The following is a 14,147-nucleotide window of genomic DNA, read 5'->3' as shown; positions in this document are numbered from 1 at the left end:
CTATTCCGGCCAAAAGCCGGACCGGTTCAGAAACATGCGGCGCTGAGTTTATCCAGCACGCGATCCGCCTGACCTTCCGCCTTGGCCATGGTGCGGTGCCACACCGCGACACACGGTTGCAGGTCTGCCTGGTGTTCGGCCTGGACCAGCCATTGCCAGCAGTCGTGCCAATCCCCCAGCGCGGCCTGGGCTTTTTTCAGGTGCGACATGGCCTTGGCAGGCAACGTGTCCAATTCGGGATAGGCCTCGGCCGCGTAGCGCACGCGCTTGATCAACAACCGCAAGCGATGGCGATCATGGTCGGGGTCTTTCAAGGCTTCATCGAGTTTCTGCCATTGCTTGGCCAGACGTTTTTCGATGCGTGGGCGCAGGCCCTTGAGCAGTTTCTGGTGCTCAGAAGCGCGGATAAAACGCGGGAAGGCGTCGAGGATCAACAGCAAATGCGCGAGTTCCGGGCTTTGCGCCACGTGACGATAGGCGTCGGGCTGCAGGCGCAGTCGACGGTCAGCGGCCTCGTGATGGCCGTGCTGGTGCAAGTACGCCGCCAGCACCTCACGGTCGCGTAGCGGCGTGGTCAATTGGCCGACGGTACTGGCGGCCATTTCAAGCTGCTCGACCCCAGGCAACCCACGCAAGGGGCGCAACAGGCTGCGCAGCCGGCGCACGGTGGTGCGCAGGTCATGCAGGGCTTCATCGTCGGTGACGGCGGCGAGGCGAGCCTGGCAGCTCAGTAACCCTACTTCCAGGCCAATGACCTGAGCGACTAACTGATTGACCAACGCTGACATCCTGCCCTCACTTTCTGATGAAGAGTCCTAGTCGCCGCTACAGGTCAACGCCCGGCGCGAGATTCACGAATGTAGAACCGCGCTTTCTCGGCCTTGTTGGAGCAGCCTTCAAACGCTTCGAATTGTTGCTGGGTCTTGGCGCCCGTCAACAGTGACAAGGCCTTGGAGTAGCTCACGGTGCCGGCAAAACCTTCGGCCTTGGCCAGGTCCAGTTCTTTCCAGGCGGCGTCCAATTGGGTGCCGCAGCTGTCGCGGTATGCGGTTTTCCCGGCACAACCGGCCAGGGCCAACATGATCACAGGCACACACATCCAGGCTTTCATCGATGACACCTCAAAATAAAGAAAAACAGTCGTACGCTGTAGACGTTGCCTACATGGAAAAGTGCCTGTCCTTAGCCTGAAATCGATAGTACCTAATCACCAGAGCATACCCGAGCAGCACGGCTATCCTGGAAAAAAATTTCAGCCGCCCACGAAGATTGAAGCCAGCCCCTCAATAGGTGCATTGTGGGTACCTGCCTTGGGGAGGACATGGACCATGAAAAAGCGTGTTGCCTTGGTGCTGGGCTCCGGCGGGGCCCGGGGTTACGCCCATATCGGGGTGATCGAGGAAATCGAACGGCGCGGCTACGATATCGCCTGTATCGCGGGATGCTCCATGGGGGCCGTGGTCGGCGGGATCTATGCCGCCGGCAAACTGGATGAATACCGTAACTGGATTGAAAGCCTCGACTACCTCGACGTGCTGCGACTGGTCGACGTGAGTTTTCGCTTGGGGGCCATTCGTGGCGAAAAGGTGTTCGGGCAGATCCGCAAGATCGTCGGCGAGATCAATATCGAAGAACTGCGCATTCCCTACACGGCCGTCGCCACCGACCTGACCAACCAGCAGGAAATCTGGTTCCAGGAAGGCTGCCTGCACCAGGCCATGCGTGCGTCGGCGGCGATTCCCAGCCTGTTCACCCCGGTGATGCAAGGCAATCGCATGCTGGTGGACGGCGGCCTGCTCAACCCGCTGCCCATCGTGCCGGTGGTGTCGAGCCATTGTGACCTGATCATTGCGGTCAACCTCAACGCCACCAACCAGAAGCACTATCAACTGCCGGTGATCCAGCGCCCGCCAGCGTTCAAGAGTCGCTTCAACAACCTGGCGAAATCCCTTGGATCGCACCTGCCGTTTCGTCGCAAGCAGGCCGAACAATTGATGAAGCTGGAGCAGGAGGCCTTGGAGGCGCAGGCGGCGGAGATCAACCCGTGGCTGGAGTCCGCCGAGCCCGAATCGCAACAACCCGCCGCCGCACCGGAAAAACCCGGAGCGCCGAAGTCGGCGACCGGGTCGTTCATCATCGATAACGTTGGCCCGGCATCATTGCTTGACCTGATCAACCAGAGCTTCGAGGTGATGCAGACATCGCTGGCGCAGTACAAGATTGCCGGCTACCCACCGGATGTGCTGATCAACGTGCCGAAGCGGGTGTGCCGGTTTTTCGAGTTCTACAAGGCGCCGGAGTTGATCGCCCTGGGGCGGGAGATTGCCAGTGATACGTTGGATCGCTACGAGAGTGAGCAGCGCTGAGACATAGGGTGTTGCGGATGGCCTCTTCGCAGGCAAGCCAGCTCCCACATTTGGAATGCATTCCCCTGTGGGAGCTGGCTTGCCTTCGATGACGCCAGAGCAAGCACCAACGATCTACCCGCCTAACAACCGATACCCCACCCCTGCCTCAGTCACGATAAACCGTGGCTGGGTCGGGTCATCCGCCAGCTTCTGACGCAGGTGCCCCACCACAATACGCAGGTAATGGCTGTCCTCGGTATGGGTCGGGCCCCAGATATCCTTGAGCAGTTGTTGCTGAGTGATCACCCGCCCCGGATGCCGCGCCAGTTGCGCCAACACCGCGTACTCCTTGCGGGTCAGCGCCACTTCAGCACCGTCCAGCAGCACCCGGCGATAGGCCAGGTCCACGGTCAAGGGGCCAAAGCGCAGGGCCGCTTCCTGGGACTCACCCGCCGGCGCCTGGCGCAGCAACGCGCGCACCCGGGCGAGAAACTCCTGGATACCAAAGGGCTTGGTCACATAGTCATTGGCGCCATTGTCGAGGGCTTCGACTTTCTGTACCTCGCTGGCCCGCACCGACAGCACCAGCACCGGCACCGTCGACCATTCGCGGAACTCGCGCAGCACCTGCTGACCGTCCATGTCCGGCAGGCCAAGGTCGAGCACCAGCAAGTCCGGCTTGCTCAGCGCGGCCTGGGCCAGGCCTTCGTTGCCGGTGCCGGCCTCTATCACTTTATAGCCCTGGGAGGCCAGGCTGATGCGCAGGAATTTGCGGATCTGCGGTTCGTCGTCAATGACCAAAATCGTCGCGGTCTGGCTCATGGTATCCAATCAAAATCCGTGAAGAAAACAGGGTAGCTCATGCCTCGCGCTCCAGGCCAGGCTGTGTGGGTAAAGGGAGGAACAAGGTGATGCAAGTGCCACGCCCGTCGATACCGTCGGCCACGCTGATATGCCCACCATGGGCGCCCACCATGCCCTGGCAGATAGCCAACCCGAGGCCCGTGCCCTGCCCGCCCCGATCGCCACGGGCGGCGGTGTAGAACATGTCGAAGATCTTTGCGCGCTCGTCTTCGGGAATGCCGGGGCCCTCATCTGCCACGGCGAAAAACAGCTGGTCATCCAAGACTCCGGCACTCAGTTGCAGGCGGCCTTGTGGCGGCGAAAACCGCGCGGCGTTTTCCAGCACATTGACCAGCGCTTGTTCGATCAACGCGGCGTGCACGTACAACAACGGCAGCTCCGGCGGCACATCGGTATTCACCTGCAACGGCGCCAGCACCGCACGCAGGCGGCCCAGGGCGCTGCCGACGATGTCGCCCGGCGACACCCAGTCCCGTGCCAGTTTCAAGGCGCCGTGACCGAGGCGCGTCATGTCCAGCAGATTCTGGATATAGCGGTCGAGACGCTCGGCCTCATCGCGGGTGCCTTCGAGCAACTCACGGCGATCCTCCAGCGGGATCGCCTCACCGAGCGCCAGCAGGCTGTCGATGCTGCCGCGCATGGAGGTCAGCGGCGTGCGCAAATCGTGGGACACTGAAGCCAGCAACGCACTGCGCAGTTGCTCGGTTTCGCCGTGCAGCCGAGCGGACTCCAGCTCTTGAGCCAGTTGCGCCCTCGCCAATGCCTGGGCCAGCGGCTGGCTCAAGGCGGTGAGCAAACGGCGGCGTTGGCCACTCAGCTCCAGGCCGGGTTTGGGACTCACCCCCAGCAACCCCAAGGGCCCCTCTTCGCCCGACAACGGCCACCACCACCAGCGCCCGAACGGCAACGTGCCGGTGCCCATACCCGCCGGCTGGTCATGCTGCCAGGCCCAATCGGCGGCGGCGCGCTCGGCTTCGGTGAGGGTCAGCGGGCCGCCCGTCTCGATCGCCCAACCGCCCTGGCCATCGCGATTGACCAGGCACAAGTCCAGGTCGCTCCAGCCTTGCAGGTGATGCGCCGCAGCGCTGATCACCGCCTGGCGGTCGGTGGCGGCGGTGAGTTTGCGGGACAGGTCGAGCAGTTCACTGGTTTCTTCCTGAGTATCGCGCAATGCCTGCAACTGGCGGCGTTGACGCGCGGCCAGGTTGCCGGTCAGCGCCGCCATCAACAGGAAGAACAACAGGGTCAGCACGTCTTCTTCGCGCTGGATGGCAAAGGAAAAATTCGGCGGAATGAACAGGAAGTCGTAGGTCATGAACGACAACGCCGCACACACCAGCGACGGCCCCAGGCTGCTGCGCACCGCCACCAGCAATACCGCAGCCAGGAATACCAGCGAGATGTTCGGCAGCGGCAAGACGCTGGACACCGCCCACGCCACTGCCGCCGCAACCACCGTTGCCAGGACCGCAAGTGCATAGTCGAACCACACCAGCCCGCGCACATCCGGCAAGCGTGGCGGTGCGGGGATGTCGTCGCTGTCGAGGACGTTGATTTCCAGACCCCGCGCGTTTCGCAGCAAGCGTGCGGCCAGGCCGCCTCCAAATAAGCGACGCCGCCAGCGCATTCGCGACTGCCCCACCAGCAACAGGCTGGCACGGCGTTCGGCGGCATGCTGGATCAGCGTCTTCGCCACCTCCCCCGCCCGCAGCAATACGACCTCACCGCCCAGGCGCTCCGCCAGTTGCTGGGCATTCTGCAGGCGTAGCCGCGACTGTTCATCCCGCGCTCGGCCGTTATCGACATGCACCAGGCTCCAGGGCAAATGCCGGCGCTGGGCTACCCGGCTGGCATGGCGCACCAGGCGCTCGGCCTGCGCATCACCGTCCACCCCCACCAGCAAGCGCCCACGCACGGCGGGGGCAGCCTGGCCCAGTTGGCGATACCCCTGGGCCAAATCGTCATCGACATGGGCGGCGGCGGTTTGCATCGCCAACTCGCGCAGGGCCATGAGGTTGGTCTGGGTAAAAAACGCATCGATGGCCGCGCGCGCCTGCTCCGGCACGTAGACCTTGCCGTCGCGCAGGCGCTCCAGCAACTCGCGGGAGGGCAGGTCGATCAGCAGCAGTTCGTCGGCCTCCTGCAGCACCCAGTCCGGCAGCGTTTCACGCACTTGCACCCCGGTGATGCCGCGCACCTGGTCGTTGAGGCTCTCCAGGTGCTGGACGTTGACCGTGGTAAACACGTTGATGCCAGCGGCGAGCAGTTCCTGGATGTCTTGCCAGCGCTTTTCATGGCGGCTGCCGGGGGCGTTGCTATGGGCCAGTTCGTCCACCAACACCAGCTTGGGCTTGGCGGAGAGCAGGCCGTCAAGGTCCATCTCTTCGAGCATCACGCCGCGGTATTCGCTGCGCAGCAGGGGCTGTTGCGGCAGGCCGCTGAGCAAGGCTTCGGTCTCGGCGCGGCCGTGGGTTTCGACCACGCCGGCGATCAGCCGTACGCCCTGGCGCAACTGGGTATGCGCAGCCTGGAGCATGGCGTAGGTCTTGCCCACGCCGGGCGCGGCGCCGAGGAAAACTTTGAGCCGGCCACGGCCGTCCCGGGGCAGATCGGCTAACAGGGCGTCGGCGCGGCCGGAGTCGCTCATGCGCGGGGGTTCCTTCAGGTGTTTATCGGGTGTACTTCAGGCCGTCATCGCGGGCAAGCCCGCTCCCACATCTGGGATGCATTCCCCTGTGGGAGCGGGCTTGCCCGCGAAGCGCTTTCACTGCTTACAATTTTTCCAAGGCCATGTTCAAGGCCAGCACATTCACGACAGGCGGGCCCACCAACGGGCTCTCGATGTGTTCATCCAGCAACCGTTGCAAGGTTGCCACCGGCACATTCCGCGCCGTGGCCACTCGCGCCAGTTGATAGGCAATTGCCTCTGGAGGCAAGTGTGGATCAAGACCGCTGCCAGAGGTAGTCAGCGACGCCAAAGGCACCGGCCCTTGGCTAGGCACCAGTTGCTTGTTGGCGTCATCGAAGATACGCGTCGCCAGTGCCGGGTTGCTTGGGCCCAGGTTACTGGCGCTGCTGGAAACCGTGGCAAACGCGCCGGCCGATGGGCGCGGGTGGAACCAGCTGTCGCCGGTAAAGTCCTGGGCGATCAGGCTGGAGCCGCGCACTTTGCCGCTGTCGTCACGCACCAGGCTGCCATTGGCCTGGTCCGGGAAAGCCACTTGGGCGACGCCGGTCACCACCAGCGGGTAAGCGACGCCGGTGATCAGGGTCATGAGGACCAGCAGGCTCAGGGCCGGGCGGATCATGTTAGTCATCTTCACATCCTCAATCAGTCAAGAAACCCCTGTGGCGAGGGAGCGCGCCCCCCCGCCACACAAGGTGGAGGTCTTTACACCAGGTGCAACGCCGTCAACAGCATGTCGATCGCCTTGATGCCCACGAACGGCACCAGGATCCCGCCCAGCCCGTAGATCAGCAGGTTGCGTCGCAGCAATGCCGCCGCACTCGCCGCCTGCACGCGCACACCGCGCAGCGCCAGGGGAATCAGCACCACGATGATCAGCGCGTTGAACACGATGGCCGAGAGGATCGCGCTCTGCGGGCTCTGCAAGTGCATCACGTTGAGCACGCCCAGTTGCGGGTAGATCGAGGCGAACAGTGCCGGCAGGATCGCGAAGTACTTGGCCACGTCGTTGGCGATGGAGAAGGTGGTCAGCGCGCCACGGGTCACCAGCAACTCCTTGCCGATCTGCACCACGTCCAGCAACTTGGTCGGGTCGCTGTCGAGGTCGACCATGTTGGCGGCTTCGCGAGCGGCCTGGGTGCCGTCATTCATGGCCATGCCGACGTCCGCCTGGGCCAGCGCCGGGGCGTCGTTGGCACCGTCGCCGCACATCGCCACCAGACGTCCGTCGTTCTGCTCATGACGAATGCGGGCGAGTTTCTTCTCCGGGGTGGCTTCGGCCAGTACGTCGTCCACGCCCGCTTCGGCAGCAATCGCGGCAGCGGTCAGCGGGTTGTCGCCGGTGACCATCACGGTGCGGATGCCCAGCTTACGCAGCTCGGCAAAACGCTCGCGGATGCCCGGCTTGACCACGTCCTTCAGGTGGATCGCACCAAGCAACTTGCCATCGGCACACACCAGCAACGGGGTGCCACCGCTTTGGGCGATCTTGTCGATTTCCCGCGACAGAGGCGCTGCAAGATCGCGACGTTGTTGACCGACGAAGGCCAGCAACGAATCCACTGCGCCTTTGCGAAATACGCGGCCCTGGTAGTCGACACCGGACAGACGCGTTTCAGCGCTGAATGGCACGGCCGTCAACTCGTCTGCGGTCGGCTCGGCTTGAGGGTGCAAGGCGCGCAGGTATTCGACGATGGATTTACCTTCCGCCGTGTCATCCGCCAGCGAGGCAAACAACGCCCCTTCGGCGACTTCCTTGCCGCTGACGCCAGGCGCTGCGACCACTGCCGCGCACCGACGGTTACCGAAGGTGATGGTGCCGGTCTTGTCCAGCAGCAACACATGCACGTCCCCCGCCGCTTCCACGGCACGGCCGGACTTGGCGATCACATTGAGGCGCACCAGGCGGTCCATGCCGGCGATACCGATAGCCGACAACAAGCCGCCGATGGTGGTAGGAATCAGGGTCACCAACAGTGCGACCAGGAACACCAGCGGCAAGCTGCCACTGGCGAAGTGGGCGAACGGTTGCAGGGTCACCACCACCAGCAGGAAGATCAGGGTCAGGCCGATCAGCAGGATATCCAGCGCGACTTCGTTGGGGGTTTTCTGGCGCTTGGCGCCTTCCACCAGGGCGATCATGCGGTCGAGTGTCGACTCACCGGGGTTGGCGGTGATGCGGATCAGCAGCCAGTCCGACACCAGGCGAGTGTTACCGGTGACGGCCGAACGGTCGCCGCCGGACTCGCGGATGACGGGTGCGGATTCACCGGTGATCGCGGCTTCGTTAACCGCCGCGATGCCTTCAATGACTTCGCCGTCACCGGGGATCATTTCCCCGGCGGCAACGCGCACCACATCGCCTTTGCGCAGGCTGGTGGCCGGCACGACCTTGAAGCTGCCATCCGCCTCCTTGCGGCGTGCGCTCAGGCCTTCGCTACCGGCCTTGAGGCTGTCGGCACGCGCCTTGCCACGCCCTTCGGCCAAGGCTTCGGCGAAGTTGGCGAAGAGCACGGTGAACCACAGCCACACCGCGATCTGCACGGCGACATAGGTCGGCACAGTGGTGTCGGGCACGAAGCACAGCACGGTGGTGAGGATGGCGGTCAACTCGACCACCAGCATCACCGGCGAGCGTTGCAGTTGGCGAGGGTCCAGCTTGACGAAAGCCTGGACCAGCGCCGGACGCCACAGGGCGGAGATGGCGGTTTTGGCAGGCTGCTGGGTTTTGGCCGGAGCTGCGTTTTTTGCAGGCATATTCATTTTCATATCCCTCAGAAGCCCATGCTCAAGTGTTCAGCAATAGGGCCCAGTGCCAGCGTCGGCAGGAAGGTCAGGCCGCCCACCAGCAAAATGGTCACGGTCAACAGGGTCACGAACAGCGGGCCATGGGTCGGGAAGCTGTTCTGGCCAATCGGTGCGGTCTTCTTCATCGCCAGGCTGCCGGCCAGGGCCAGTACCGGGAGGATGTAGCCGAAGCGGCCGATCAACATGCCAAGGCCCAGCATCAGGTTGTGGAACGGCGTGTTGGCGCCGAAGCCACCGAACGCCGAGCCGTTGTTGGCGCTGGCCGAGGTGTAGGCATAGAGCAACTGGCTGAAACCGTGCGGGCCAGGGTTACTGATGGCGCCGGCCGGGCCAGGCAGGCTAGCGGCAATGGCGCCGAGCACCAGCACGCCCACCGGCATCACCAAGAGGGTCACCACCAGCAATTGCACTTCCTTGGCCTGCAGCTTCTTGCCCAGGTATTCCGGGGTGCGGCCGATCATCAGGCCGGCGAGGAACACCGCGATCAGCACGTTGAGCAACATGCCGTACATGCCGGCGCCGACGCCGCCGAAGATCACTTCGCCGACCATCATGTTGACCAGCGCGACCATGCCGCTGAGAGGGTTGAGGCTGTCCTGCATGCCGTTGACCGACCCGTTGGACGCCGCCGTCGTCGTCACCGACCACAGCACCGTGCCGGTGGTGCCGAAGCGTGCCTCTTTACCTTCCAGTGGTGCGGTTTGCTCCACGGCCGGGTTGTTGAGGGTTGGGTTAGGCTGGTATTCGGCCCACAGCGAGGTCGCGCCGCCGATGATGAACAACGCCAGCATGCAGCCAAGAATCGCGCGGCTCTGACGCAGGTCCTTCACGTAATGGCCGAAGGTGAAGACCAGCGCCACCGGGATCAGGATGATCGACGCCAACTCGAACAGGTTGGCCCAGGCAGTCGGGTCTTCAAACGGGTGCGCCGAGTTGACACCGAAGAAGCCGCCGCCGTTGGTGCCCAACTGCTTGATCGCAATCTGGCTGGCCGCCGGACCCAGGGGGATCACTTGATCCACGCCCTGCATCGTCACGGCATCCACGTAGTGGGCGAAGGTTTGCGGCACGCCCTGCCACACCAGGAACAACGCCAGCACCAGGCACAACGGCAGCAGGCCGTAGAGGGTGGCGCGGGTCATATCGACCCAGAAGTTACCCAGTGTCTGGGTGGACTTGCGACCGATCCCGCGGCAAAGCGCAACCAGAACGGCCAGACCGGTCGCCGCGCTGACGAAGTTCTGCACGGTCAGGCCGGCCATCTGGCTGAGGTAGCTCAGGGACGCCTCACCGCTGTAGGCCTGCCAGTTGGTGTTGGTCATGAAACTGACCGCGGTGTTGAAGGCCAGGGTCCATTCCTGGCCCGGCAATTTCTGCGGGTTCAGTGGGAGGTAGTCCTGGAACAACAGGATCGCGAACAACAGCAAAAAGCCCGCGAGGTTGAACGCAAGCAACGCCAGCATGTACTTCTGCCAGCTTTGTTCCTGATGCTCGTCAACGCCCGACAGGCGATAACAGGCGCGTTCGACAGGGCCGAGTACCGGCGTGAGCCAAGTGCGCTGCCCTTCCATCACCTTGTAGTAGAACCGCCCCAGGAACGGTGCCGGCACCAGCACCACGGCAAAGAAGGCAATGATCAGCCAATAGTCATAACTGTGCATAGCCCGCTCCTAGTTCCGATCCGCGCGTAACAGCGCAACCAGCAGATAAATGAACAGCGCCACGGCCAATAGCAGTGACACCCCGTCCAGAACGCTCATGGAAGTCTCTCCGTTTAGCGGCGAGTGCCGCGTGTGGGGCAATTGTCGGCAGGAGTGGTGTAAAGGAACGAGAGCGAGGCTGTGGGCAGGGCGTAAAGACGGCGTAAAGAGTGGGTTTATGCGGGGTTTACAGGGGATTTTCGGCGCCTGCGCGGGCCTCTTCGCGGGCAAGCCCGCTCCCACACTCGACTGCGCTTGATCACAAAGTGCGCGCCCCCCCGTGGGAGCGGGCTTGCCCGCGATGGCGGCAGCTCAAGCACTACCGCACTTATCTGGTGCGACACCGGCAAAATTCAAACGCCAAACCGTTCCCCTGGCGACAGTTGCGCGGCTTTACGACAATGATTCCCAGGCTGGCATGGCCGCTGCAACACCTTGAATCATTCCAAACGGTTCAGGGAGAGCAACACAATGAACACACAACTCAAACCCACCTTGGGCACCCTGCACTTATGGGGCATTGCGGTCGGGCTGGTGATATCCGGGGAGTACTTTGGCTGGAGCTATGGCTGGGGTGTCGCCGGAACCCTCGGCTTCCTGGTGACCTCATTGATGGTCGCCGCGATGTACACCTGCTTCATCTTCAGCTTCACCGAGCTGACGACTGCAATTCCTCACGCCGGCGGGCCGTTTGCCTACAGCCGTCGCGCCTTTGGTGAAAAAGGCGGCTTGATCGCCGGGCTCGCGACATTGATCGAATTCGTCTTCGCGCCGCCCGCCATCGCCTTGGCCATCGGCGCCTACCTGAATGTGCAGTTCCCGGCACTGGACCCGAAGCACGCCGCCGTCGGCGCCTACATCGTGTTCATGGGCCTGAATATCCTCGGCGTGAAACTCGCCGCCACCTTCGAACTGGTGGTGTGTGTGCTTGCCGTCGCTGAATTGCTGGTGTTCATGGGCGTGGTGGCGCCCGCCTTCAGCTTCAGCAACTTCGCCCTGAACGGCTGGGCCGGTTCCGATACATTTGGCGCGCCAGCGATTGCCGGCATGTTTGCCGCGATCCCTTTCGCCATCTGGTTCTTCCTCGCCATCGAAGGCGCGGCCATGGCTGCCGAAGAAGCCAAGGATCCGAAGCGCACCATTCCAAAAGCCTACATCAGCGGCATCCTGACACTGGTGGTCCTGGCCATGGGCGTGATGTTCTTTGCCGGCGGCGTGGGCGACTGGCGCACCCTGTCGAACATCAACGACCCATTGCCCCAAGCCATGAAAACCGTCGTAGGCGACAGCTCCGGCTGGTTGCACATGCTGGTGTGGATCGGCCTGTTCGGCCTGGTGGCAAGCTTCCACGGCATCATCCTCGGCTACTCGCGCCAGTTCTTCGCCCTGGCACGCGCCGGCTACCTGCCGTCTTTCCTCGCCAAGCTGTCGCGTTTTCAGACACCTCACCGAGCAATCATTGCCGGCGGCGTGGTCGGTATCGCAGCGATCTACAGCGACGGCCTGATCAACCTGGGCGGCATGACGTTGACCGCCGCGATGATCACCATGGCCGTATTCGGCGCCATCGTGATGTACATCATGAGCATGCTCAGCCTGTTCAAACTGCGTAAGACCGAACCGCTGCTGGAACGCACCTTCCGCGCACCGGGTTACCCGATCGTCCCGGGCATTGCGCTGGTGCTGGCGGTGGTGTGCCTGGTGGCCATGGCCTGGTTCAACGCGCTGATCGGGCTGATCTTCCTGGGCTTCATGGTGGTGGGGTTCGCCTACTTCCAGATGACCGCGCAAGACCGCGCCGATGCCCCGGCGGATGCGATGTTGACCGGGCTCTGACCTACTGGAGGCAGAACGGGCCTACACTGAACTAGTAAGAAAGCCCGTTACTCAAAGCAGTTATTACCGTGGGAAAACTCTCCCACGGCAATCTGCCTCAAGGAGAGCCTTATGCCGTGGTATGCATGGTTGATATTAGTAGTCGCCATCGGGTCGATCGTCGGTGGACTGATGATGCTGCGTGACAGCGCCAACAAAGTGGAACTCACCGACGAACAACGCAAGCGCGTGGCCGAGCGCAACGCCCAGGCGGATGCCAAGGACGCGCAGGATCGCTGAACCTTGGGGTTACTCCCAAGCCGCCTTGGCAATATGCAAACCGTGCTGCCCCTTGTAGGCAGCACGCTCAGGCTGGCTCCAGCCCTTCAGCAGCTCATCCTCCAGCTTATAGATCTCAACCCCCAGCGGGCGGCACACCGTCAGCGGATCCTGTGCATCCGGCCCCCACATCGGCAACGACAGATCCCCGCCCGGGCACGTCGACAGCGCGCACAACACATCAATTTCGGCAAAAAACTCCAAGTAGTCGCCCTTTTGTGCCGGGCAGGCTTTCATGAAGTACATATCGTCGTGATTGAGGCCCGTGCACTGGAAAATATTCAGCACGTCATGCACGTCGAATTCCGTCAGGCCGTGGGGTAACACCGCGCGCGTCAGGTTCGAGTGGCAATGGTGATGGAAGTCTTCACCGGTGAGCATGCGGTTCACATAGGGATCGCAACGGGTACCGAGTAAATCGTGCAAGCGACCGCCGTGCTCATCGATACCGTAACCGGCCAGGCTGTCGTCGGTGATCGTCACCAACGGCCGCAGAAAGGGCAGGTTCGACCATAAGCGGTCATGGGTGCTGACATGCGCGCCTTGCAACTGGCGCGTACGCGCCGCCCACAAACGCTCGCGAGGGTCATTGGCGTTCCACACATTGAAGTCACCCACCTGTGGCCCCACCGGCGTGGTGACCCGGAACACATGCCCGGCCGGCACCTTCCACGCCCTGCCCGTGCGAATCGGTACCTCGAAGCTTTCAACGAGCGTGCGCTGGTCAGCCCGATCACGGATACGCTCGTAGAACGCCGTATCCACCTGCAACGCCGAACCTTTGCTGACCTGGTAAGCGGCCGGATAGTCTTTGTACATGGTGCAGATCCTCAATCAGGGATGGTTGAACAAGGCTAACGACAGGCGTTCCGAATCATCCAGGTACAGGCTCATCGCCTCCCCTGCAGCCGGTTTATCCTGCTGGACCAATAACGTGTAAATCTCGCGATCACGCTCCAACCAGGGCGACTGGAAGCGTTGCTCGTCGGGCGCAGCGCAAAACACCAGGCGTAGCTGGGCGATCACCTGGGCAAAAAACTCATCGAACAAGGGACTGCGCATCAAGCTGACGATTTGTTGGTGAAACACCAGGCTGTGAGTCGCGACCGCACGCCAGTCTTCGCGCTCACGGGCCAGGGTGGTGGCGTCAATGGCGTTTTGCATACGCGCGGATTGATCCTCAGCCAGAGGACCGCTTTGGGCGATGGCCTGCAACTCCAGGGTGCGACGGACCACAAACAAATCACGCACTTCCTCTCGTGCCAGCCGACGGACCATAACGCCCTTGTTGCGCACATAACGGGTCAGCCCTTCCTGGCCCAGCCGGTGCAGCGCTTCGCGGATCGTGTTGCGCGAAGCGTTGTAGGCTTTTACCAGCTCCACTTCGACCAACGGCATGCCCGGCAACAGCCGCCCGCCGATAATGTCGGCACGAAGCTCCAGCGCAATCTGGTCGGCTAAAGACAAGCTGAGCGTCATGGTTACCTCACGATTGTTGAACAATCCTCTACAGACAGGTAATCACTTTTCATGCCAATTCCACCGCCTAGGCCATGTGTGTGAAACGCTTCGAGTGGGTTAACCTTG

13 protein-coding genes are annotated in these 14,147 nt (G+C 62.6%); 3 read left to right on the top strand and 10 right to left on the bottom strand.

Features of this window, described 5'->3' with window-relative positions:
- Nucleotides 1-26 precede the first annotated feature (26 nt).
- Nucleotides 27-788: a CHAD domain-containing protein gene (locus ATH90_RS08785; protein WP_034102705.1), complete on the bottom strand. Its 762-nt coding sequence runs from the start codon at nt 786-788 to the stop codon at nt 27-29.
- A gap of 44 nt (nt 789-832) precedes the next feature.
- Nucleotides 833-1,111: a hypothetical protein gene (locus ATH90_RS08780; RefSeq protein WP_024074187.1), complete on the bottom strand. Its 279-nt coding sequence runs from the start codon at nt 1,109-1,111 to the stop codon at nt 833-835.
- 217 nt (nt 1,112-1,328) lie between these two features.
- On the opposite strand from ATH90_RS08780, the gene ATH90_RS08775 reads away from it, so the two are divergent.
- A complete protein-coding gene (locus tag ATH90_RS08775) occupies nt 1,329-2,366 on the top strand; it encodes a patatin-like phospholipase family protein (RefSeq protein ID WP_069022479.1) in 1,038 nt (345 codons plus the stop codon).
- A gap of 114 nt (nt 2,367-2,480) precedes the next feature.
- Here ATH90_RS08775 and ATH90_RS08770 read toward each other — a convergent pair whose 3' ends face one another.
- The 6 genes from ATH90_RS08770 to kdpF all read right to left on the bottom strand — a co-directional run bounded on the left by ATH90_RS08770 (nt 2,481) and on the right by kdpF (nt 10,466).
- Entirely contained in the window at nt 2,481-3,170 is a 690-nt protein-coding gene (locus ATH90_RS08770; RefSeq protein ID WP_034102700.1) for a response regulator, read from the bottom strand.
- Between the two features lie 37 nt (nt 3,171-3,207).
- Nucleotides 3,208-5,859 (bottom strand): sensor histidine kinase, encoded by a 2,652-nt coding sequence (locus ATH90_RS08765; protein WP_098466094.1) that lies wholly within the window; start codon nt 5,857-5,859, stop codon nt 3,208-3,210.
- 124 nt (nt 5,860-5,983) lie between these two features.
- Nucleotides 5,984-6,529 (bottom strand): potassium-transporting ATPase subunit KdpC, encoded by a 546-nt coding sequence (gene kdpC / locus ATH90_RS08760; protein ID WP_034102696.1) that lies wholly within the window; start codon nt 6,527-6,529, stop codon nt 5,984-5,986.
- 74 nt (nt 6,530-6,603) lie between these two features.
- A complete protein-coding gene (gene kdpB, locus ATH90_RS08755) occupies nt 6,604-8,661 on the bottom strand; it encodes a potassium-transporting ATPase subunit KdpB (RefSeq protein ID WP_420884279.1) in 2,058 nt (685 codons plus the stop codon).
- Between the two features lie 11 nt (nt 8,662-8,672).
- Nucleotides 8,673-10,367 (bottom strand): potassium-transporting ATPase subunit KdpA, encoded by a 1,695-nt coding sequence (gene kdpA / locus ATH90_RS08750; protein ID WP_034102692.1) that lies wholly within the window; start codon nt 10,365-10,367, stop codon nt 8,673-8,675.
- A 9-nt stretch (nt 10,368-10,376) separates the two neighbouring features.
- Nucleotides 10,377-10,466 carry a K(+)-transporting ATPase subunit F gene (gene kdpF / locus ATH90_RS08745; RefSeq protein ID WP_003218754.1) on the bottom strand — a complete coding sequence of 30 codons (90 nt, stop codon included), beginning with the start codon at nt 10,464-10,466 and terminating at the stop codon, nt 10,377-10,379.
- Nucleotides 10,467-10,877: 411 nt separating this feature from the next.
- On the opposite strand from kdpF, the gene eat reads away from it, so the two are divergent.
- Nucleotides 10,878-12,242, top strand: coding sequence for an ethanolamine permease (gene eat / locus ATH90_RS08740; RefSeq protein WP_034102691.1), 1,365 nt, complete (start codon nt 10,878-10,880; stop codon nt 12,240-12,242).
- A gap of 111 nt (nt 12,243-12,353) precedes the next feature.
- Nucleotides 12,354-12,521 carry a DUF2897 family protein gene (locus ATH90_RS08735; protein WP_012722955.1) on the top strand — a complete coding sequence of 56 codons (168 nt, stop codon included), beginning with the start codon at nt 12,354-12,356 and terminating at the stop codon, nt 12,519-12,521.
- A gap of 9 nt (nt 12,522-12,530) precedes the next feature.
- On the opposite strand, the gene ATH90_RS08730 is transcribed toward ATH90_RS08735, so the two are convergent.
- Together ATH90_RS08730 and ATH90_RS08725 are read right to left on the bottom strand one after the other, a co-directional pair.
- Entirely contained in the window at nt 12,531-13,379 is an 849-nt protein-coding gene (locus ATH90_RS08730; protein WP_069022469.1) for an urea carboxylase-associated family protein, read from the bottom strand.
- A 15-nt stretch (nt 13,380-13,394) separates the two neighbouring features.
- A complete protein-coding gene (locus tag ATH90_RS08725) occupies nt 13,395-14,039 on the bottom strand; it encodes a GntR family transcriptional regulator (protein ID WP_098467658.1) in 645 nt (214 codons plus the stop codon).
- Nucleotides 14,040-14,147 lie beyond the last annotated feature (108 nt).

Source organism: Pseudomonas lurida, from assembly GCF_002563895.1.
Classification (GTDB): domain Bacteria; phylum Pseudomonadota; class Gammaproteobacteria; order Pseudomonadales; family Pseudomonadaceae; genus Aquipseudomonas; species Aquipseudomonas lurida.
This window is presented reverse-complemented; position numbering and strand designations above follow the sequence as displayed.